Source organism: Escherichia sp. MOD1-EC5189, from assembly GCF_002966045.1.
GTDB classification, from domain to species: domain Bacteria; phylum Pseudomonadota; class Gammaproteobacteria; order Enterobacterales; family Enterobacteriaceae; genus Escherichia; species Escherichia coli_F.
On record NZ_PTRX01000005.1, the window covers coordinates 87,855 to 109,754 of the forward strand.

The following is a 21,900-nucleotide window of genomic DNA, read 5'->3' on the forward strand; positions in this document are numbered from 1 at the left end:
CCGCCCTTATGCTTAGCGCATTAACCCCAGGGGCAAATAATGAACCACGATATCCCGCTAAAATATTTTGATATTGCCGATGAGTACGCGACCGAATGCGCAGAGCCTGTCGCAGACGCTGAACGCACACCGCTGGCCCACTACTTCCAGTTACTGCTCACCCGTTTGATGAACAATGAAGAGATCAGCGAAGAAGCCCAACATGAAATGGCTGCTGAAGCGGGGATTAATCCCGTACGCATTGATGAGATCGCAGAGTTTTTGAATCAATGGGGTAATGAGTAATTATTTCATTGCAGACGCTCGGTCAGTATCGTTGCCCGGATAAAGCGTTCACGCCGCATCCGGCTAAAAATGACACGCACTGCAGCGTGCTTTAATGGGTTTCTCACGATCGTACCGCTCTGCTCCTCGCTAAGTTGTTCTGTGAGTTATAGTTATAGAGAAATCACGGGTACGAATGTTGAACAGATGGCGACGTCACCTGTTCAACGACCAACCACACGGCCCTCATTACGACCCCTGAACACAAACGGTAATGGCAAATGTCATTAAATATTAGTAAGATAGCCTCTTTACATAAAATCCCTTAATATTATGCGCCAGGTATTATCGTCTCTTTTGGTGATTGCTGGACTTGTGAGTGGTCAGGCAATCGCCGCGCCTGAATCCCCCCCGCATGCTGATATCCGCGACAGCGGTTTTGTCTATTGCGTCAGCGGGCAAGTCAACACCTTTAACCCATCCAAAGCGAGCAGTGGGTTAATTGTCGATACCCTTGCCGCCCAGTTTTATGATCGACTCCTGGATGTCGATCCCTATACCTATCGCCTGATGCCGGAACTTGCCGAAAGCTGGGAAGTGCTCGACAACGGCGCGACCTATCGCTTCCACCTGCGTCGCGATGTTCCGTTTCAAAAAACCGACTGGTTTACTCCCACTCGTAAAATGAATGCCGACGATGTGGTGTTTACCTTCCAGCGAATTTTTGACCGTAACAACCCGTGGCATAACGTCAACGGCAGCAACTTTCCCTACTTCGACAGCCTGCAATTTGCCGATAACGTTAAAAGCGTTCGCAAACTGGATAATCATACCGTTGAGTTCCGACTCGCCCAGCCGGATGCTTCTTTTTTGTGGCACCTGGCGACCCATTATGCATCGGTCATGTCGGCAGAATATGCCCAGAAGTTAGAGAAAGAAGATCGCCAGGAACAACTCGACCGTCAGCCGGTCGGCACTGGACCGTATCAGTTATCGGAATACCGCGCCGGGCAATTTATTCGCCTACAACGTCATGATGACTTCTGGCGCGGCAAACCGTTAATGCCGCAGGTGGTGGTGGATTTAGGCTCTGGCGGTACAGGACGTCTGTCGAAACTCCTGACCGGGGAGTGCGACGTTCTGGCCTGGCCTGCTGCCAGTCAGCTATCCATTTTGCGTGACGACCCACGCTTGCGTTTAACGCTGCGTCCAGGGATGAATGTCGCCTATCTGGCATTTAACACCGCTAAACCGCCGCTAAATAATCCCGCTGTCCGCCATGCGCTGGCACTGGCGATCAATAACCAGCGTCTGATGCAATCCATCTATTATGGTACGGCTGAAACGGCAGCCTCTATTTTACCGCGCGCCTCGTGGGCCTATGACAACGAGGCTAAAATTACTGAATACAATCCGGCGAAATCGCGCGAACAGTTGAAGGCGTTAGGGCTGGAAAACTTAACGCTGAAACTGTGGGTGCCCACACGTTCGCAGGCGTGGAACCCCAGCCCACTGAAAACCGCCGAACTAATTCAGGCGGATATGGCGCAGGTTGGCGTAAAAGTGGTGATTGTGCCGGTAGAAGGTCGTTTTCAGGAGGCGCGGTTGATGGATATGAGCCATGATCTGACGTTATCCGGTTGGGCGACAGACAGTAACGATCCGGACAGTTTCTTTCGTCCGCTACTGAGCTGCGCAGCAATACATTCCCAGACCAACCTCGCCCACTGGTGCGATCCGAAATTCGACAGCGTGTTGCGTAAGGCGCTCTCCTCGCAGCAGCTAGCGGCGCGTATTGAAGCCTATGACGAAGCGCAAAGTATTCTGGCGCAGGAATTGCCCATTTTGCCGCTGGCGTCGTCATTGCGCTTGCAAGCCTACCGTTACGATATCAAAGGGCTGGTTCTTAGCCCGTTTGGTAACGCCTCCTTTGCTGGTGTGTATCGCGAGAAACAGGATGAGGTGAAAAAACCATGATTATCTTCACCTTACGCCGCATTTTGTTATTGATTGTCACCTTGTTCCTGCTGACGTTCGTTGGCTTTAGCTTGAGCTATTTCACCCCACATGCGCCGTTACAAGGCGCGTCACTGTGGAATGCCTGGGTGTTCTGGTTTAACGGCCTGATCCACTGGGATTTTGGTGTTTCCAGCATTAACGGTCAACCGATTGCCGAACAGTTAAAAGAGGTCTTCCCGGCGACGATGGAACTGTGCATCCTCGCCTTCGGTTTTGCGCTGATTGTTGGCATCCCCGTAGGAATGATTGCCGGGATTACGCGCCATAAGTGGCAGGATAACTTGATCAACGCCATCGCCTTACTGGGCTTTTCAATCCCGGTGTTCTGGCTGGCGCTTCTGTTGACGCTGTTTTGTTCACTCACGCTAGGTTGGTTGCCCGTTTCAGGGCGTTTCGATCTGCTCTACGAAGTGAAACCGATTACCGGTTTTGCGTTGATTGATGCCTGGCTTTCGGACTCACCGTGGCGGGATGAAATGATCATTAGCGCAATCCGTCATATGGTATTGCCCGTGATCACCCTGTCGGTTGCGCCAACAACTGAAGTGATCCGACTAATGCGTATCAGCACTATCGAAGTGTATGACCAGAATTATGTAAAAGCGGCGGCGACCCGCGGTTTGTCACGCTTTACTATTTTGCGTCGCCACGTTCTGCATAACGCGTTACCTCCGGTTATTCCTCGCCTGGGCTTACAGTTTTCCACCATGCTGACGCTGGCAATGATCACCGAAATGGTCTTTAGCTGGCCGGGTTTAGGGCGCTGGTTAATTAACGCCATCCGCCAGCAAGATTACGCAGCCATTTCCGCCGGAGTGATGGTGTGTGGCTCACTGGTCATTATTGTTAACGTGATTTCTGATATTTTGGGTGCCATGGCTAACCCTCTGAAACATAAGGAATGGTATGCCTTACGATAGCGTATACAGCGAAAAGCGCCCGCCGGGCACGCTGCGTACCGCCTGGCGCAAATTTTATAGTGATGCCTCTGCGATGGTCGGTCTGTACGGCTGCGCGGGACTGGCTGTACTGTGTATTTTTGGCGGCTGGTTTGCGCCTTACGGAATCGATCAGCAATTTCTCGGCTATCAATTATTGCCGCCTTCATGGTCACGCTATGGCGAAGTTTCTTTCTTCCTGGGGACTGACGACCTCGGACGCGATGTTTTAAGTCGTTTACTGAGTGGAGCTGCACCAACCGTGGGGGGGGCATTTGTGGTGACGCTTGCCGCGACGATCTGTGGCCTGGTACTTGGCACCTTTGCCGGGTCGACGCACGGTCTACGCTCAGCGGTGCTTAACCATATTCTGGATACCTTACTGGCGATCCCTTCCCTACTGCTGGCAATTATCGTTGTAGCGTTTGCCGGACCGAGTTTGTCGCACGCCATGTTTGCCGTCTGGCTGGCGCTGCTGCCTCGTATGGTACGTTCGATTTACAGCATGGTGCATGACGAACTGGAAAAAGAGTACGTTATCGCCGCCCGTCTGGATGGCGCATCAACGCTGAATATTCTCTGGTTTGCTGTGATGCCAAACATCACCGCCGGGCTGGTCACCGAGATCACCCGCGCACTGTCGATGGCAATTCTCGATATCGCCGCGCTGGGCTTTCTCGATCTCGGCGCACAACTCCCCTCGCCTGAATGGGGAGCGATGCTCGGTGATGCGCTGGAACTGATTTATGTCGCCCCGTGGACTGTCATGCTGCCAGGTGCGGCAATTATGATTAGCGTGCTGTTGGTTAACCTCCTTGGCGACGGTGTTCGTCGTGCAATTATTGCGGGGGTGGAATAATGCCATTACTCGATATTCGTAACCTGACCATTGAATTTAAAACCGGTGATGAGTGGGTTAAAGCCGTCGACCGCGTAAGTATGACCTTAACCGAAGGTGAAATCCGCGGTCTTGTTGGCGAATCCGGTTCCGGCAAAAGTTTGATTGCAAAAGCAATTTGTGGGGTGAATAAAGATAACTGGCGTGTTACTGCTGACCGTATGCGTTTTGATGATATCGATTTGCTGCGTCTCTCCGCACGCGAACGGCGCAAGCTGGTTGGTCACAACGTGTCGATGATTTTCCAGGAACCGCAGTCGTGTCTTGACCCTTCAGAACGTGTGGGTCGCCAGTTGATGCAAAACATCCCAGCCTGGACCTATAAAGGCCGTTGGTGGCAGCGTTTTGGCTGGCGCAAACGCCGTGCCATTGAACTACTGCACCGTGTGGGGATTAAAGATCACAAAGATGCGATGCGCAGTTTTCCCTATGAGTTGACCGAAGGTGAATGTCAGAAAGTGATGATAGCCATTGCACTGGCGAATCAACCGCGTCTGCTGATTGCTGACGAACCGACAAACTCAATGGAGCCAACAACCCAGGCGCAAATCTTTCGCCTGCTGACGCGTCTCAACCAAAACAGCAATACCACTATTTTGCTTATCAGCCATGACTTACAAATGCTTAGCCAATGGGCGGATAAAATTAACGTGCTTTACTGCGGTCAAACGGTGGAAACCGCGCCGAGTAAGGAGTTGGTGACAATGCCACATCATCCTTATACCCAGGCGCTGATCCGCGCGATACCAGACTTCGGCAGCGCGATGCCGCATAAAAGTCGCCTCAATACGCTGCCCGGCGCTATCCCACTGCTGGAACAGTTACCGATTGGGTGTCGTCTGGGGCCGCGTTGCCCGTATGCACAACGAGAATGCATTGTGACGCCACGTTTGACGGGGGCGAAAAATCATCTCTATGCCTGTCATTTCCCGCTGAACATGGAGAAAGAGTGAGATGATCGAAACGCTGCTTGAAGTGCGTAATTTAAGTAAAACGTTCCGCTACCGGACCGGCTGGTTTCGTCGTCAGACCGTAGAAGCGGTAAAACCCTTGAGCTTTACGCTACGTGAAGGCCAGACACTGGCGATCATTGGCGAGAATGGTTCTGGTAAATCCACGCTGGCAAAAATGCTGGCGGGAATGATAGAACCGACCAGCGGCGAGTTATTGATTGACGATCATCCGCTGCATTTTGGCGATTATTCCTTCCGCAGTCAGCGTATTCGCATGATTTTTCAGGATCCTTCGACCTCGTTGAATCCCCGTCAACGTATCTCGCAAATTCTGGATTTTCCACTGCGTCTGAACACCGATCTGGAACCTGAACAGCGTCGCAAACAGATTATTGAAACGATGCGGATGGTTGGGCTGCTACCGGATCACGTCAGTTACTATCCGCATATGTTGGCACCCGGGCAAAAACAGCGTCTGGGGCTGGCGCGCGCGCTGATATTGCGCCCAAAAGTCATTATTGCCGATGAAGCCCTCGCCTCACTGGATATGTCGATGCGTTCGCAGTTGATTAATCTGATGCTGGAGTTACAGGAAAAACAGGGAATTTCGTATATTTATGTCACCCAGCATATCGGGATGATGAAGCACATTAGCGACCAGGTACTGGTGATGCATCAGGGCGAGGTTGTCGAGCGAGGTAGTACTGCGGATGTGCTCGCCTCTCCGCTGCACGACCTCACCAAACGACTGATTGCCGGTCATTTTGGCGAGGCATTGACGGCGGATGCGTGGCGTAAGGACCGTTAGTGTTTTGCACCTCATCCTGACAGGCCCCCCCCTCAGGATGAGGTGTTCATTACTTTTGATTGTCGATTCTGGTGAGAGCAACCAGCAATGCCAGCGTATAACACACCGTAATTGCCAGACTCATTTTTAACAGTGTTTCTCCGCCAATTCCCGACAATGGCGCGGCTATACCGCCGAAGACAAACATGCTCATCCCCATCAACGCAGACGCCGTTCCAGATTCCTGCGTCCCTACTGCACTCATAGCCTCTGCCCCGCCAACAGTGCCGATGCCGCTACAAAATGCGATGGTGAAAAATAATGCCACCAGTGCCGGAATGGGCAATTGTACCCATGCGCATAAGACCGTGAGCAATGCACACAAAATTGCCGCTATCAGGCCACCTCGCAACAATGTCATCGCGTTAATCCGTCGCGCCAGGCGCGAGAAGATCCATGAAGCAATGATAAGTCCGATGCCGTTAAGGCCAAACACCAGGCTAAATTGCATTGGACTAAAGCCAAATTCCTTCTGCAACACGAACGACGAAGAGCCGATATACGCAAACAAACCGGCCAGCATAAAACTTTGAATCAGGCAAAAGCGCATAAAAAGGCGGTTCTGCACCACGCTTCGTCCGGTTAATAGCAATGATGAGCCCCTTTTATTTTCTGGCAAGGTCTCATTAATAAATAACAGGCAGCCCAGCAACAGTACGGTGCTAATTTCAGCCATTACCCAGAATAAAGTGCGCCAGTCAAAAGTACTAACAATGTACCCGCCCAGCACTGGCGACAACACCGGTGCCAGGCCATTCACCGTCATTAACAGCGCAAAAAACTGGGTCAAAGTTACTCCCTGATATTTGTCACGAGCAATAGAACGAGAGAGCACCGAACCACCCGCCCCCGCGATCCCTTGAATAAAACGCCAGACCACCAGCCAGTAAATATTGTTCGTTGTCGCGCACAAAATGGAAGAAACAATAAACAATAGCAACGACAAGATTAACGGACGTTTACGCCCTATTTTGTCGCTCAGAGGGCCAAATAACAGTTGTCCGACGCCAAGACCAATCAGTGATGCGGTCAGGGTTAATTGCGTTATGGCCGTGGTTGCCGCCAGTTGCTCAGACATCTCCGGCAAAGCCGGCAAATAAAGATCGGTACACATCGGGCCGATACCGGCTAAAAGACCAAGAATCAATGCCCATGAAAGAGAGACTCTAGCCATATTATTCCTTACTTGAGTGATGACATGCCGCCGCCCAGCGACTGCCAGAGCGTGATTCGGTTTGTAAAATCAGTCAGTTGCAGTGCCAGCAGCTCCTGCTGTGCGCTCCACAAGCTGCGCTGCGCCGTCAACACGGTCAGGTAATCACCAACACCCGCCTGATAGCGACGCAAGCCAACATCGACCGTTTGTTGCTCAGCTTTAACATACTGGCGCTGTGCATCCAGTTGCTCTTCAAGCGTGGTCCGCCGCGCCAGTGCGTTAGCGACATCTTTAAATGCGCTCTGAACGGTTTTTTCATAGGTGGCAATGAGCCCACGCTTTTGTGCTTCTGCGTAACGAAGCTGCGCCAGATTACTTCCGCCAGTGAACAGCGGTAATGTGACCGATGGTGCAAATGACCAGATCTGCATTCCGTGGCTGAACAACGACGACAATGCGTCACTGCCCACACCGGCACTGGCAGTCAGCGAAATCGTCGGGAAAAAGTTAGCCCGCGCCGCGCCAATATCTGCATTGGCGCTCTTCAAATTATGTTCCGCTTCCTGGATATCCGGGCGACGCAGCAGAACATCAGATGATACTCCCGCAGGAACCAGACTTATCATTTGTTCCGGCAGGCTTTCCAGTGTTCCCGGTAGCAGATTTTCCGCAAGCGTTGTACCTGCCAGTAAGTTCAGCGCATTTTTATCCTGCATCACTTGTGTCTGATAGCTGGCAACGCTGGCGCGCGCTTGCTGATAAACACTCATCGCCTCACTGACATCTGTCGCTGCCGCCGTGCCAACCTGTTGCTGGCGCTGGATAATTTTCAATGAGTTTTCTGCACTGGCCATCGTTTCTTTTGCCAGGGCCAGGTTGCTGTTATCGGCCGCCAGTGTCAGCCAGGCGGTGCTGATTTCAGCAATCAGCGTTAAACGAGTGTTCTGGGCTGTAAATTCACTGGCAAGCCAGGTTTCCCGCGCCGCCCGAGATAAACTCTGATTACGACCAAACAGATCTAACGTATAACTGGACACCGTGCCGTCAGCCTCGGCAGTTGTTCCCGTACCATTCGCCAGCGAACGACTGCGAGTCGAACTTAAGGCCGCATTCACCGTCGGAAATAACGACGCATTAGTTTGCCCATAGAGCGCCCGTGCTGAGTCAATATCAGCAATCGCTTTTTGCACATCGCGGTTACTGTTCAGTGCAATGGTTACTACCTGCTGCAATCGGGGATCGTGAATCACCTGCTGCCAGTCATGGCTGATTGCCTTCCCCTGGCCCTGTGCTCCCGGCAAGGTCGCCGGGATTGGGGATTCAGGCGTACTGTAGTGAGGATCGAGCGAGACACATCCCGCACTCAACAGCACCAGAAAAATAAGAGAACGACGCAACATTACTTACTCCTGACGGCGCGGTTTACCGGCAAACAAACGTTTCACCAGTACAAAAAATAGAGGAACGAAGAAAATGGCCAGTAATGTAGCGGTCAGCGTGCCGCCAATAATGCCCGTACCAATGGCGATGCGGCTGTTCGCCCCTGCACCGGTTGCTATCGCCAGCGGCATTACCCCCGCAATAAACGCCAGCGAGGTCATGATGATTGGGCGTAAACGAGTCTGCGCCGCGCGTAATGCCGCACGACTCAAGGAATAGCCCTCTGCAACCGCCGCTTCAGCAAATTCCACAATCAGAATGGCGTTTTTCGACGACAAGCCGATAGTAGTTAATAGCGCTACCTGGAAGTAAACGTCGTTGTTTAAATCACGCATCCAGGCCGCCAGCGCCGCGCCAAGAAGCCCCAGAGGGATCACCAGAATGACCGAGAACGGGACTGACCAGCTTTCGTACAGTGCTGCAAGGCAGAGGAAAACCACCAGAATAGAAACTGCATACAGACTTAATGCCTGACCGCTGGCCAGTTTCTCCTGCAATGACAAACCACTCCAGGCCCAGGTTGTTCCCGCAGGAAGACTGTTTGCCAGTTCCTCCATTTTTGTCATTGCATCGCCGGAACTAAAGCCAGTCGCGTTTTCGCCCTGAATTTCATAGGCTGCCGAGCCGTTGTAGCGCACCAGTCTTTCCGGTCCATACAGCCAGCGGGTGGTCGCAAAAGCAGAGAATGGTGTCATGGCGTTATCGCTGCCGCGCACAAACCATTTACCTAAGTCTGACGGCGCGGAACGAAATTCGCTGTCGCCCTGAATGTAGACTTTTTTCACACGACCACGGTCAATAAAGTCATTCACATAAGTACCGCCCCACGCACTGGACAGGGTGTCGGTGACATCATTCAAACTCAACCCTAATGACACCGCTTTATTGCTATCAATATCTACCTGCAATTGCGGCATTTGTGGCAAATCATTGGCGCGTACAGAATGTAACTCCGGACTTTGATTCGCTTTTTCTATCAACTGATTACGCATTTGCAGCAGTGTTTCACGATCGGTTCCACCGTTAGCTAACAATTCAAACGTAAAACCATTGCTTTGGCCCAGCCCATCAACGGCTGGCGGCGTCATCGCAAATACCGTGGCATCACGAATTGTGCCCAGCTCTTTGGTAGCCCGTAGGGCGATAGCCTGGGCGGTGTTTTCTGCCCCTTTACGTTGAGACCAGTTTTTCAACGAAACAAACGCCATCCCGGTGTTCTGTCCGCTGCCGCTAAAACTGAAACCATCAACGGTAAAGATGACATCGGTATTTGCTTTCTCGTTAATCAGGAACCAGTCAACAATCTGGCGATTCACTTCTGCTGTACGGGCAGCGGTCGCCCCGGCCGGCAGCGTGTACTGCACCATGATTTCGCCCTGGTCTTCAGTGGGTAAGAAACTGCCCGGCAGTTTCCACATCATCAGGGCCATTCCACCACCCAGCACGACATAAAGCCCCATCGTTCGGGCTGCACGGCGCAGGACATAAATTACGCCTCGCTGATATTTATCTTCAGTACGGCGGTAAAAGCGGTTAAATGCGCCGAAAAAGCCTTTTTTATGTGGCGGAACATGCTGGAGGACGGAACCGCACAGGGCGGGAGTCAAGGTCAATGCCACCACCACGGAAAGCAGCATTGCGGAGATGATGGTGATGGAGAACTGACGATAAATTACGCCCGTAGATCCCCCAAAGAAGGCCATCGGCAGGAATACGGCTGACAACACCAGCGCAATGGCAACCAATGCGCCAGAAATCTCGCCCATTGATTTTTCCGTGGCTTCACGCGCGGGCAACCCTTCGTCACGCATAATGCGTTCGACGTTCTCCACCACCACAATGGCATCGTCCACCAGCAAGCCGATCGCCAGCACCATTGCAAACAACGTCAGGGTATTAATCGAATAGCCAAACAGCGCAAGAACGCCGAATGTGCCCAGCAAAACGACGGGGACAGCTAACGCCGGAATCAGTGTGGCACGCAGGTTTTGCAGGAATAAATACATCACGCAAACCACCAATACGATGGCTTCAAACAGCGTCTGAATTACGTCCTCTACGGAGATTTTAATAAATTCAGTGCTGTCTTTCGGGTATGCGATGTCGTATCCCTGCGGCATGTTCCGCTGGAATTCGGCAATCTTATCCTTGACCAGCGTCGCCGTATTCAGCGCATTCGCACCGGGCGAAAGCATTACAGCAACCCCGGCAGACGGGTGACCGTTAAGTTTGCCGATAGCGGTATAATCTTCACTGCCCATCTCAACGCGAGCCACATCTTTTATACGAACAACTGCGCCGTCTGACTGGCTTTTCACGATAATATTTTTGAACTGATCCACCGTCTGCAAACGAGACTGCGCACGTACCGTTGCGGTCAGTTGCTGAGTATCCGGTGAAGGCAATGCCCCTATTTTCCCGGCAGTAACCTGCACGTTTTGCGCTTCAATAGCACTTTGCACGTCTGAAGGCATCAGCGAGTAAGACGCCAGTTTGGCCGGGTCGAGCCAGATGCGCATAGCGTATTCCGCGCCAAAGACTTGCAGACTCCCCACACCTTCAACACGCGCCAGGGGGTCCTGAACGTTACTGACCAGCCAGTCGGCGATATCCGAACTGGAGGCTTTGTCAGTGGTGTCATACACGGCAGCAATCAGCAAAAAGTTGCTTTGTGATTTCTCCACCGTAACACCTGTTTGCTGCACTTCGCTGGGTAGGCGCGACTCCGCCTGCTGAATTTTATTCTGCACCTGAACCTGTGCAGTATCTGGATCGGTACCTTGTTCAAAGGTCACATTAATACTGACCGAACCATCAGAGCTACTGGTTGAGCTGAAATAGAGTAAATTATCAAGCCCAGTGAGTTGTTGCTCGATAACCTGAGTCACACTGTTCTCCAGCGTTTCGGCAGAAGCACCAGTATAAGTGGCTGAAATTTTAATGGTCGGCGGTGCAACGTCAGGATATTGCGCGACGGGCAATGTGCGAATAGCCAGAATCCCCGCCAGCATAATCAAAATGGCGATAACCCAGGCAAAGACCGGGCGGCGAACAAAAAAGTGCGAAAACATCAGGCATTGCCTCCATTAGCCTGAACTTCAACAGCCTTGACGGTCTGCCCTGAAGTGACTTTGGCAGAACCTTCAACAATCAGTCGGTCGCCGTTGTGCAGGCCGTTCAGCACCAGCCATTTATCACCATACGTTTCTCCCGTTTCGAGCGTTCGCTGCTCTACTTTATTGTCTTTATTCACCACCAGCGCAGTTGCATTGCCTTTAGCATCGCGCGTAACGCCCTGTTGAGGCGCGAGAATAGCGTTTTCCATCACGCCTTCATCGACACGAGCGCGAACAAACATTCCCGGTAATAACTGCTGTTGTGGATTGGGGAAAATTGCCCGTAATGTCACCGAACCGGTAGACTCATCCACAGCGACTTCGGTGAGTTCCAGACGCCCTTTTTCGCTGTAGGTTGTGCCATCTTCCAGAATAAGTGAGACGCTCATGGTGTCACTGTTGGTCGCCAGTGACTGTTTACGCAGACGTAATAAATCGACACTGGAGCGAGTGAGGTCGACATACATTGTATCCAGACCACGAATAGTCGTTAACGCTGTATCTTGCGACGCGGTCACCAGTGCGCCAGGGGTTACCGACGAAATGCCAATGCGCCCTGAAATCGGTGCGGTTACCGTGGTCCAGTCAAGATTAATGCGCGCAGTTTCCAGTGCGGCTTTTTTCGCCTCTACACTGGCTTTATCTTGTGCACAGGTAGACTGAGCATCATCAGCATCCTGTTGTGAAACACCGTTCTCTTTCACCAGTCGGGCATAACGCTGCGCTTTCTGGCAATCGGCTTTTACCAGTACCTGTGCTTGTTGTAATGCTGCCCGAGCTTCATTCCATGCAGCCTGATAACTGGCCGCATCAATCTGGTAGAGCGGCTGTCCAGCCTTGACCAGATCACCTTCCTTAAATAAGCGTTTCTGGATAATTCCCCCAACCTGCGGACGTACTTCAGCACTGAGCGCAGCACTGGTGCGTCCGGTTAATTCACTGACTACCGAAACCGGTTGAGATTTGAGCGTAACAACGCCGACTTCTGTTTCTGACGGGGATGAATTGTTACTTTGCGTATTATCACAACCCGATAAGAGCAGCATTGCCACTACAGATGTTGCTATATACTTCATTATTTTCTCCAGGGTGAGAAATACCCTCCTCATTGAAATTAATGAGGATATGTCAGGGATATTCAGTTATAACGAACCCGCATCGCGAAATGAATTTCGCAATGAAATAAGGGGGATTAATATCCCCCGCTATTGGTTAATTCTGTTCTTATTTATTTATCAACATACTAACAATATCCTGATATATTTCCTGCAGATGTTGTGGATCGCTTTTTTGCGGTGTTAAACGACGATAAACCGTACCTTCCATCATGGTAGCAAACACTTCAACGCAGCAACGAATGTGATCGTCGCTAAGATGGGGATGCATTCTTTTCATATGTGCACAACCGTTAGCGAACATTCTGGCGTCAGCTTCTTCAAGCATTGCCATAACCCGCGGGTTGCGTGTGGCTTCTGCAGCCACTTCCAGCATCAGCGCGTCGTCGTCCTCATTTAAGGATTTACGCAAGGCAAGGACTTCCGGGAAGTGATCGGTACGCGCGTCAATGTCCATTTGGGCAATACGAAAGTCGATGATACGGCGAACCATCTCTTCAATAATGGCGTCTTTGTTGGCGAAGTAACGATATATCTGACCCACGCTAAGCTGAGCTTCACTGGCAATTTGCGACATACTGGCGGCATGAAATCCGCAGCGACGAAAACACCGACGGGCGGCGTTAATGATTTCATCCTGACGCTGTTTGTGGCGTATCTCCAGCTTGCTGGTCATTTCTGTCTCCTGGCCTATCACTTAGTGAGAATGATCATTCTCATTTTTGCTAATTATACGTTTCTCCAAAGTAATGGAAAGTATTTTTATTTATTCATGATGCATATTCTGATAATGAAGAGATTGTGGAGATTCTGTGAAGATAGTTGACAATATTAAGTTGGAGTCAATTCATCAGAAAGACAGCGACTTGTTGTCGCCAGTTCTGTTTTCATCATCAAACTTATCGGAGCTAATACGAATAGTTTCAAAGTCAGATTCTATAAGATATTTCCCCAACCTCCCCCTTGCAGGCGTCAGGAGTAGATAACGCAAAATGCTCTGTACCGCAGCTTCTCTCCACTACAGAAAGCGCAACTATAGCCACCCACAGCCAGGTTGATTATAATAACCGTTTATCTGTTCGTACTGTTTACTAAAACGACGAATCGCCTGATTTTCAGGCACAACAAGCATCAACAATAAGGATTAAAGCTATGGGTTTTCTTTCCGGTAAGCGCATTCTGGTAACCGGTGTTGCCAGCAAACTGTCCATCGCCTACGGTATCGCTCAGGCGATGCACCGCGAAGGAGCTGAACTGGCATTCACCTACCAGAACGACAAACTGAAAGGCCGCGTAGAAGAATTTGCCGCTCAATTGGGTTCTGACATCGTTCTGCAGTGCGATGTTGCAGAAGATGCCAGCATCGACACCATGTTCGCTGAACTGGGTAAAGTTTGGCCGAAATTTGACGGCTTTGTACACTCTATTGGTTTTGCACCGGGCGATCAGCTGGATGGTGACTATGTTAACGCCGTTACTCGTGAAGGCTTCAAAATTGCCCACGACATCAGCTCCTACAGCTTCGTTGCAATGGCAAAAGCTTGCCGCTCCATGCTGAATCCGGGTTCTGCCCTGCTGACCCTTTCCTACCTTGGCGCTGAGCGCGCTATCCCGAACTACAACGTTATGGGTCTGGCAAAAGCGTCTCTGGAAGCGAACGTGCGCTATATGGCGAACGCGATGGGTCCGGAAGGTGTGCGTGTTAACGCCATCTCTGCTGGTCCGATCCGTACTCTGGCGGCTTCCGGTATCAAAGACTTCCGCAAAATGCTGGCTCATTGCGAAGCCGTTACCCCGATTCGCCGTACCGTTACTATTGAAGATGTGGGTAACTCTGCGGCATTCCTGTGCTCCGATCTCTCTGCCGGTATCTCCGGTGAAGTGGTCCACGTTGACGGCGGTTTCAGCATCGCGGCAATGAACGAACTCGAACTGAAATAATCGTTCTGTTGGTCAAGATGGGCGGCGTTCTGCCGCCCGTTATCTCTGTTATACCTTTCTGATATTTGTTATCGCCGATCCGTCTTTCTCCCCTTCCCGCCTTGCGTCAGGATAACGATTTCCTTTACGACCAAGGAGCGCCCATGGAACAACGCCACATCACCGGCAAAAGCCACTGGTATCATGAAACGCAATCCAGTACTGCGGAGAATGACGTTCTGCCTCTGGTCCCGGAAGCCGCAAAGGTTCGCGATCCCTTTCTGCTCGACGTGATCCTTGATGAAGAAACGCTGGCCCCCTTCCTTTCATGGATGGTCCCGGCGCGCATTCTTGCAGCGGAGTTGTTCCCTGACCAGCTTACTGTGACCCGTTCACAGACCTTCACCGCTTATGAACGCTTGTCGACGGCCCTGACAGTTGCTCAGGTTTGCGGCGTCCAGCGGTTATGTAACTACTATTCGGCGCGACTTACGCCGCTCCCCGGGCCTGATTCCTCCAGGGAAAGTAATCATCGGTTGGCACAAATCACGCAATATGCCCGCCAACTGGCCAGCTCGCCTTCTATTATCGACAACCGATCGCGCCAACATCTGAATGACGTCGGTCTTACTGCCTGGGACTGTGTGATAATCAACCAAATAATTGGTTTTATTGGCTTTCAGGCGCGGACAATTGCGACATTTCAGGCTTATCTCGGGCATTCGGTACGCTGGTTACCCGGTCTGGAGATACAAAACTACGCCGACGCGTCACTGTTTGCTGATGAATCAATACGCTGGCGAAGCAGCTATGAGGTGGAAAAACTACCTGAAGAGCACACAAAAAGTTCTAATGCAGAACTTTGCCAACTGACCGAAACACTCTCTCTCCACCCTATTTCACTTTCCCTTCTCGAAAAGTTGTTAAACAGCACACGGGTCAATACACAGCCGGATAATAAGCTTGCGGCGTTGTTATGCGCGCGTATTAATGGCAGTCCTGCTTGTTTTGCCGCCTGTATGAATTCATCAAATGAATATAAAAAAATCAGCCCCCTTCTGCGCAAGGGCGAAAATGAAATTAACCAATGGGCTGACCGTGATTCTGTTGAGCGCGCTACCGTTCAGGCGATACAATGGCTGACCCGAGCACCCGATCGCTTTAGCGCCGCCCAGTTCAGCCCATTACTCGAACACGAAAAATCATCAACGCAGATTATTAATCTGCTGGTATGGAGCGGGCTGTGTGGCTGGATAAATCGCTTAAAAATCGCGTTGGGTGAGACATATTAACCTTGCTGCGTCAGACAGATTCGCGTAAAACTGTCAGCCGCTCTAATGGCCACCAAAATAGACAATTATGTTTCAGGACAACCCGCTGCTAGCGCAGCTTAAACAGCAACTGCATTCCCAGACGCCACGCGCTGAAGGGGTGGTAAAAGCCACAGAAAAAGGCTTTGGCTTCCTGGAAGTCGACGCGCAAAAAAGTTATTTCATTCCGCCGCCGCAGATGAAAAAAGTCATGCATGGCGACCGAATTATCGCGGTGATCCACAGTGAAAAAGAACGTGAATCCGCAGAGCCAGAAGAACTGGTTGAACCGTTTCTGACTCGTTTCGTGGGTAAAGTTCAGGGCAAAAATGACCGTCTGGCCATCGTTCCTGATCATCCACTCTTAAAAGACGCCATTCCTTGCCGCGCAGCCCGTGGCCTGAACCACGAGTTTAAAGAAGGCGACTGGGCGGTTGCCGAAATGCGCCGTCATCCGCTGAAAGGCGATCGTTCTTTCTATGCTGAACTAACACAATACATCACTTTTGGTGACGACCACTTTGTACCGTGGTGGGTTACCCTGGCGCGCCATAACCTGGAAAAAGAAGCACCAGACGGCGTCGCTACCGAAATGCTCGATGAAGGTCTGGTTCGTGAAGATCTGACAGCGCTGGATTTTGTCACCATCGACAGTGCCAGCACAGAAGATATGGATGACGCCCTTTTCGCTAAGGCGTTGCCGGATGACAAACTTCAGCTGATTGTGGCGATTGCCGATCCAACCGCGTGGATTGCTGAAGGCAGCAAGCTGGACAAAACCGCGAAAATTCGCGCATTCACCAACTATCTGCCTGGCTTCAACATCCCTATGCTGCCTCGCGAGCTTTCTGACGATCTCTGCTCACTGCGCGCCAATGAAGTCCGCCCGGTACTGGCATGCCGCATGACGCTCTCCGCTGATGGCACCATTGAAGATAATATCGAATTCTTTGCCGCCACCATCGAATCCAAAGCGAAGCTGGTGTATGACCAGGTCTCTGACTGGCTGGAAAATACCGGTGACTGGCAGCCTGAAAGTGAAGCAATTGCCGAACAAGTCCGTTTGTTAGCGCAAATTTGCCAACGCCGTGGCGAGTGGCGTAATAACCACGCACTGGTATTTAAAGATCGCCCGGATTACCGCTTTATTCTCGGTGAAAAAGGTGAAGTGCTGGATATCGTCGCCGAGCCTCGTCGCATTGCCAATCGTATCGTCGAAGAAGCGATGATTGCCGCTAACATTTGTGCGGCCCGCGTACTGCGCGATAAGCTCGGTTTTGGCATCTATAACGTGCATATGGGCTTTGATCCGGCGAATGCCGACGCGCTGGCGGCGTTGCTGAAAACCCACGGTCTGCATGTCGATGCCGAAGAAGTGCTCACGCTGGACGGTTTCTGCAAACTGCGTCGTGAACTGGATGCGCAACCAACTGGTTTCCTCGACAGCCGCATTCGTCGCTTCCAGTCATTTGCTGAAATTAGCACTGAACCCGGTCCTCACTTTGGCCTCGGTCTGGAAGCATACGCCACCTGGACTTCGCCAATCCGTAAATATGGCGACATGATCAACCACCGTCTGCTGAAAGCGGTTATCAAAGGCGAAACTGCGACGCGTCCGCAGGATGAAATCACTGTCCAAATGGCCGAGCGTCGCCGTCTCAACCGAATGGCAGAACGTGATGTTGGCGACTGGTTATACGCACGCTTCCTGAAAGACAAAGCCGGGACCGACACCCGTTTCGCGGCGGAAATTGTCGATATCAGCCGTGGCGGCATGCGTGTGCGTTTGGTTGATAACGGCGCTATCGCCTTTATTCCAGCACCTTTCTTACACGCTGTGCGCGATGAACTGGTTTGTAGCCAGGAAAACGGCACTGTACAAATTAAAGGTGAAACGGCTTACAAAGTGACCGACGTTATTGACGTCACCATTGCCGAAGTCCGCATGGAAACCCGCAGCATTATTGCACGCCCGGTCGCGTAATCTCCTTTCACGGCCCATTCCTCATGAATGGGCCGTTTATTTCCCCGCTCCACCTTCGCCATATCCCGGCAGATTTTTAACTGACTTTCGTTTGAAAACTGGCGTTTTTCCAAAACTGGATTACAAATAAATAGATAAAAAAAACAATGCGTTTAGCCGCCGTTAATTTCATGTAAGTCATGTTGTTCCTTTTATTTAACCGCGGACTCCGCTGTTAACCGGAGGATATGCATCATGAAAACCGTTAGGGAGTCCACAACGTTGTACAACTTTCTCGGATCGCACAATCCATACTGGCGGTTGACGGAAAGCAGCGATGTTTTGCGCTTTTCTACCACCGAAACCACAGAACCTGAACGTACGTTGCAGTTATCTGCCGAACAGGCTGCTCGCATCAGGGAAATGACGGTCATCACTTCCAGCCTGATGATGAGTCTGACCGTCGATGAAAGCGATCTTTCTGTGCATCTGGTAGGACGAAAAATCAATAAACGGGAATGGGCTGGCAACGCGTCGGCATGGCATGACACACCGGCGGTTGCTCGTGATTTATCACACGGGCTTTCCTTTGCTGAGCAGGTAGTTTCTGAAGCACATTCCGCAATAGTGATTCTCGACAGTCGGGGGAATATCCAACGCTTCAATCGGTTATGTGAAGATTACACAGGGTTGAAAGAACACGACGTCATTGGGCAAAGCGTGTTTAAACTGTTTATGAGCCGTCGTGAAGCTGCGGCATCCAGGCGCAATAACCGTGTATTTTTTCGAAGCGGCAATGCATATGAAGTCGAACTGTGGATACCAACACGTAAAGGCCAGCGGCTGTTTCTGTTTCGCAATAAATTTGTCCACAGCGGCAGTGGCAAGAACGAGATTTTTTTAATCTGTTCCGGCACCGACATTACCGAAGAGCGCCGCGCTCAGGAGCGACTGCGTATTCTGGCAAATACCGACAGTATCACCGGACTGCCGAATCGTAACGCAATGCAGGAGTTAATCGATCACGCCATTAATCAGGCAGATAACAATAAAGTTGGGGTTGTGTATCTTGATTTGGATAATTTTAAAAAGGTCAACGACGCTTATGGGCATTTGTTTGGTGACCAGCTATTACGCGAAGTGTCATTGGCCATTTTAAGCTGTCTCGAACATGATCAGGTGTTGGCGCGTCCAGGTGGCGATGAGTTTCTGGTACTGGCATCCAATACCTCACAAAGCGCGCTGGAAGCAATGGCATCACGAATTTTGACCCGCTTACGACTCCCCTTCCGCATTGGTTTAATTGAAGTTTATACCAGCTGTTCAGTGGGTATTTCACTCTCTCCCGAACATGGTTCGGACAGCGCGGCTATTATTCGTCACGCCGACACAGCAATGTACACAGCGAAGGAAGGCGGACGAGGACAATTTTGCGTTTTTACCCCAGAAATGAATCAGCGGGTATTTGAATATCTCTGGCTGGATACCAACTTGCGTAAAGCACTGGAAAACGATCAGTTGGTTATTCACTATCAACCGAAAATCACCTGGCGTGGCGAAGTACGCAGTCTGGAAGCTTTAGTACGTTGGCAGTCACCTGAACGTGGGTTGATTCCACCGTTGGACTTTATTTCCTACGCCGAAGAGTCAGGGCTAATTGTGCCTTTAGGCCGTTGGGTGATTCTCGATGTCGTACGCCAGGTGGCGAAGTGGCGGGATAAAGGCATTAACCTGCGAGTGGCGGTAAACATTTCTGCACGTCAGCTCGCCGATCAAACCATTTTCACCGCCCTGAAACAGGTTCTCCAGGAACTCAATTTTGAATACTGCCCTATTGATGTTGAACTGACGGAGAGCTGCCTGATTGAGAATGATGAACTGGCACTGTCTGTTATTCAACAATTTAGCCAACTAGGTGCGCAAGTGCATCTGGACGATTTTGGTACCGGCTACTCTTCACTTTCGCAACTGGCGCGCTTTCCGATCGATGCGATTAAACTTGACCAGGTTTTTGTTCGAGATATTCACAAACAACCTGTATCGCAGTCGCTGGTCCGGGCGATCGTCGCTGTGGCCCAGGCATTGAATCTTCAGGTGATCGCTGAAGGAGTGGAGAGTAAAAAGGAAGATGCTTTTTTAACCAAGAACGGGATTAATGAGCGGCAAGGATTTTTGTTTGCCAAACCGATGCCCGCCGTCGCCTTCGAACGTTGGTATAAACGCTATCTGAAGCGCGCATAAGTAGATGAATATATATACTTAGCGATATATTCTGTAATTATATATCGTATTCCCGGATGATAATTAACCGTTGCTGTTAAACACTTCTCTTTTAGCGGCAATTTTTGCATTATTCATTTTCTCCCTTTTGCTATAAGGATGTCCTTGATGTCTGAATTTGATGCCCAGCGCGTTGCCGAACGTATTGATATTGTGTTAGATATCCTTGTGGCAGGCGATTACCACTCTGCGATCCATAATCTCGAGATACTTAAAGCAGAACTCTTGCGCCAGGTTGCTGAATCTACGCCAGACATCCCGAAGGCACCGTGGGAGATTTAACAATCGTGCCTTCAGGTTTTCCTATTTGAGGATGCCCGGCGCGTCAGTATTTTTTTATTAAGTATTATAACGTTATAAGAATTACAGCGATGAATTCCCGACAACAAACTATTCTACAGATGGTCATTGACCAGGGTCAGGTTAGCGTAACCGATCTGGCAAAAGCCACTGGAGTTTCTGAAGTTACCATTCGCCAGGATCTCAACACCCTCGAAAAACTGAGTTACCTCCGCCGTGCACATGGCTTTGCAGTTTCGCTTGATAGTGATGACGTCGAAACCCGTATGATGAGCAACTATACACTGAAGCGTGAACTCGCCGAGTTTGCCGCGTCTCTGGTTCAACCGGGCGAAACTATCTTTATCGAAAATGGCAGCAGCAATGCCCTACTCGCCCGGACTCTGGGCGAGCAGAAGAAAAATGTCACTATCATCACGGTCAGCAGCTATATTGCACATTTGCTGAAAGACGCGCCTTGTGAAGTCATTTTACTCGGTGGCGTGTACCAGAAAAAAAGCGAAAGTATGGTTGGCCCTTTGACACGTCATTGCATCCAACAGGTGCATTTCAGCAAGGCATTTATTGGTATTGATGGCTGGCAGCCTGAAACTGGGTTTACCGGTCGCGATATGATGCGTACCGATGTGGTCAATGCCGTGCTGGAAAAAGAGTGCGAAGCGATAGTCCTGACTGACAGTTCGAAATTTGGTGCTGTACATTCATACTCCATCGGCCCCGTTGAGCGATTCAATCGCGTGATTACCGATTCGAAAATACGCGCCAGCGATCTGATGCATCTTGAGCACAGTAAACTCACCGTTCACGTCGTTGACATTTAACCATTTCCCTTCTCTACGGATGATTTGCTGTTTTGCAAATCATCCGCTCTAAGATGATTCCTGGTTGATAATTAAGACTATTTACCTGTTATTAACACTCTCAAGATATAAAATTATTATCAGCGATATAACAGGAAGTCATTATCACCTGCGTGATATAACCCTGCGCGCGAGCGGATTTCACGGAATAATTTCACCAGGCTTATTCTTAGCTATTATAGTTATAGAGAGCTTACTTCCGTGAATCATAAATTCAGGAGAGAGTATTATGTTTGTAACGAGCAAAAAAATGACCGCGGCTGTTCTGGCAATTACCCTGGCAATGTCTCTGAGTGCCTGTTCTAACTGGTCTAAACGAGACCGTAACACCGCAATTGGCGCGGGCGCAGGTGCATTAGGCGGTGCAGTACTGACCGATGGCAGTACGCTGGGTACATTAGGTGGTGCAGCCGTCGGTGGTGTTATTGGTCACCAGGTCGGTAAATAATCGTAAATAAATGTCGATTATCGACTCGCAATTATAATACGCTTGATTCTGTTCAGTACGAAATAACTGAATA

The 21,900-nt window shown here is 50.6% G+C and carries 20 protein-coding genes; 13 read left to right on the forward strand and 7 right to left on the reverse strand.

Features of this window, described 5'->3' with window-relative positions; translation table 11 throughout:
• Positions 1-39 precede the first annotated feature (39 nt).
• The 6 genes from ATB02_RS05675 to sapF all read left to right on the forward strand — a co-directional run bounded on the left by ATB02_RS05675 (position 40) and on the right by sapF (position 5,880).
• On the forward strand, positions 40-285 hold the full coding sequence (locus ATB02_RS05675; protein WP_001015099.1) for a YmjA family protein: 246 nt from the start codon (positions 40-42) through the stop codon (positions 283-285).
• 312 nt (positions 286-597) lie between these two features.
• Positions 598-2,241 carry an ABC transporter substrate-binding protein SapA gene (gene sapA, locus ATB02_RS05685; protein WP_032184026.1) on the forward strand — a complete coding sequence of 548 codons (1,644 nt, stop codon included), beginning with the start codon at positions 598-600 and terminating at the stop codon, positions 2,239-2,241.
• The gene (gene sapB / locus ATB02_RS05690; protein ID WP_000583271.1) at positions 2,238-3,203 is read left to right on the forward strand and encodes a putrescine export ABC transporter permease SapB; all 966 of its coding nucleotides are present in this window, start codon (positions 2,238-2,240) and stop codon (positions 3,201-3,203) included. Before sapA ends, sapB begins: the two co-directional genes overlap by 4 nt.
• On the forward strand, positions 3,190-4,080 hold the full coding sequence (gene sapC, locus ATB02_RS05695; protein ID WP_001146166.1) for a peptide ABC transporter permease SapC: 891 nt from the start codon (positions 3,190-3,192) through the stop codon (positions 4,078-4,080). Before sapB ends, sapC begins: the two co-directional genes overlap by 14 nt.
• Complete coding sequence (gene sapD / locus ATB02_RS05700; protein WP_001128858.1) at positions 4,080-5,072, forward strand: peptide ABC transporter ATP-binding protein SapD; 993 nt, start codon at positions 4,080-4,082, stop codon at positions 5,070-5,072. Before sapC ends, sapD begins: the two co-directional genes overlap by 1 nt.
• Before the next feature lies 1 nt (position 5,073).
• Positions 5,074-5,880 carry a peptide ABC transporter ATP-binding protein SapF gene (gene sapF / locus ATB02_RS05705; protein WP_000573406.1) on the forward strand — a complete coding sequence of 269 codons (807 nt, stop codon included), beginning with the start codon at positions 5,074-5,076 and terminating at the stop codon, positions 5,878-5,880.
• 49 nt (positions 5,881-5,929) lie between these two features.
• Here the strand turns inward: sapF and ATB02_RS05710 are convergent, their stop codons facing one another.
• From ATB02_RS05710 to ATB02_RS05730, 5 genes are all read right to left on the reverse strand, one after another.
• Positions 5,930-7,093: a multidrug effflux MFS transporter gene (locus tag ATB02_RS05710; protein WP_105271233.1), complete on the reverse strand. Its 1,164-nt coding sequence runs from the start codon at positions 7,091-7,093 to the stop codon at positions 5,930-5,932.
• Between the two features lie 8 nt (positions 7,094-7,101).
• The gene (locus ATB02_RS05715) at positions 7,102-8,475 is read right to left on the reverse strand and encodes an efflux transporter outer membrane subunit (protein ID WP_000946226.1); all 1,374 of its coding nucleotides are present in this window, start codon (positions 8,473-8,475) and stop codon (positions 7,102-7,104) included.
• A 3-nt stretch (positions 8,476-8,478) separates the two neighbouring features.
• Positions 8,479-11,586, reverse strand: a complete 3,108-nt coding sequence (locus tag ATB02_RS05720; protein WP_198600575.1) for an efflux RND transporter permease subunit — start codon at positions 11,584-11,586, stop codon at positions 8,479-8,481.
• The gene (locus tag ATB02_RS05725; protein ID WP_105271234.1) at positions 11,586-12,707 is read right to left on the reverse strand and encodes an efflux RND transporter periplasmic adaptor subunit; all 1,122 of its coding nucleotides are present in this window, start codon (positions 12,705-12,707) and stop codon (positions 11,586-11,588) included. The genes ATB02_RS05720 and ATB02_RS05725 overlap by 1 nt, the downstream gene beginning before the upstream one ends.
• 148 nt (positions 12,708-12,855) lie before the next feature.
• The gene (locus ATB02_RS05730) at positions 12,856-13,422 is read right to left on the reverse strand and encodes a TetR/AcrR family transcriptional regulator (RefSeq protein ID WP_105271235.1); all 567 of its coding nucleotides are present in this window, start codon (positions 13,420-13,422) and stop codon (positions 12,856-12,858) included.
• A 476-nt stretch (positions 13,423-13,898) separates the two neighbouring features.
• On the opposite strand from ATB02_RS05730, the gene fabI reads away from it, so the two are divergent.
• The 3 genes from fabI to rnb all read left to right on the forward strand — a co-directional run bounded on the left by fabI (position 13,899) and on the right by rnb (position 17,960).
• A complete protein-coding gene (gene fabI, locus ATB02_RS05735) occupies positions 13,899-14,687 on the forward strand; it encodes an enoyl-ACP reductase FabI (protein WP_000506490.1) in 789 nt (262 codons plus the stop codon).
• A gap of 143 nt (positions 14,688-14,830) precedes the next feature.
• The gene (locus ATB02_RS05740; protein ID WP_024212193.1) at positions 14,831-15,958 is read left to right on the forward strand and encodes a carboxymuconolactone decarboxylase family protein; all 1,128 of its coding nucleotides are present in this window, start codon (positions 14,831-14,833) and stop codon (positions 15,956-15,958) included.
• A gap of 67 nt (positions 15,959-16,025) precedes the next feature.
• Positions 16,026-17,960 carry an exoribonuclease II gene (gene rnb, locus ATB02_RS05745; RefSeq protein ID WP_105271236.1) on the forward strand — a complete coding sequence of 645 codons (1,935 nt, stop codon included), beginning with the start codon at positions 16,026-16,028 and terminating at the stop codon, positions 17,958-17,960.
• A 76-nt stretch (positions 17,961-18,036) separates the two neighbouring features.
• Here the strand turns inward: rnb and ATB02_RS05750 are convergent, their stop codons facing one another.
• The gene (locus ATB02_RS05750) at positions 18,037-18,141 is read right to left on the reverse strand and encodes a hypothetical protein (protein ID WP_000221855.1); all 105 of its coding nucleotides are present in this window, start codon (positions 18,139-18,141) and stop codon (positions 18,037-18,039) included.
• A gap of 53 nt (positions 18,142-18,194) precedes the next feature.
• On the opposite strand from ATB02_RS05750, the gene pdeR reads away from it, so the two are divergent.
• Positions 18,195-20,180 carry a cyclic di-GMP phosphodiesterase gene (pdeR, locus tag ATB02_RS05755; protein WP_000859968.1) on the forward strand — a complete coding sequence of 662 codons (1,986 nt, stop codon included), beginning with the start codon at positions 18,195-18,197 and terminating at the stop codon, positions 20,178-20,180.
• Here pdeR and ymiD read toward each other — a convergent pair.
• Positions 20,162-20,290, reverse strand: a complete 129-nt coding sequence (ymiD, locus tag ATB02_RS26625) for a protein YmiD (RefSeq protein WP_213160361.1) — start codon at positions 20,288-20,290, stop codon at positions 20,162-20,164. The two genes, pdeR and ymiD, sit on opposite strands and share 19 nt — an antisense overlap.
• A gap of 37 nt (positions 20,291-20,327) precedes the next feature.
• Between ymiD and ATB02_RS05760 the strand changes: the two genes are divergently transcribed.
• The 3 genes from ATB02_RS05760 to osmB all read left to right on the forward strand — a co-directional run bounded on the left by ATB02_RS05760 (position 20,328) and on the right by osmB (position 21,827).
• Positions 20,328-20,501 (forward strand): YciZ family protein, encoded by a 174-nt coding sequence (locus ATB02_RS05760; RefSeq protein WP_001288368.1) that lies wholly within the window; start codon positions 20,328-20,330, stop codon positions 20,499-20,501.
• 89 nt (positions 20,502-20,590) lie between these two features.
• On the forward strand, positions 20,591-21,340 hold the full coding sequence (gene yciT / locus ATB02_RS05765) for a DNA-binding transcriptional regulator YciT (RefSeq protein ID WP_001088613.1): 750 nt from the start codon (positions 20,591-20,593) through the stop codon (positions 21,338-21,340).
• Positions 21,341-21,608: 268 nt separating this feature from the next.
• On the forward strand, positions 21,609-21,827 hold the full coding sequence (osmB, locus tag ATB02_RS05770) for an osmotically-inducible lipoprotein OsmB (protein WP_000498253.1): 219 nt from the start codon (positions 21,609-21,611) through the stop codon (positions 21,825-21,827).
• The last annotated feature ends 73 nt before the right edge of the window (positions 21,828-21,900 follow it).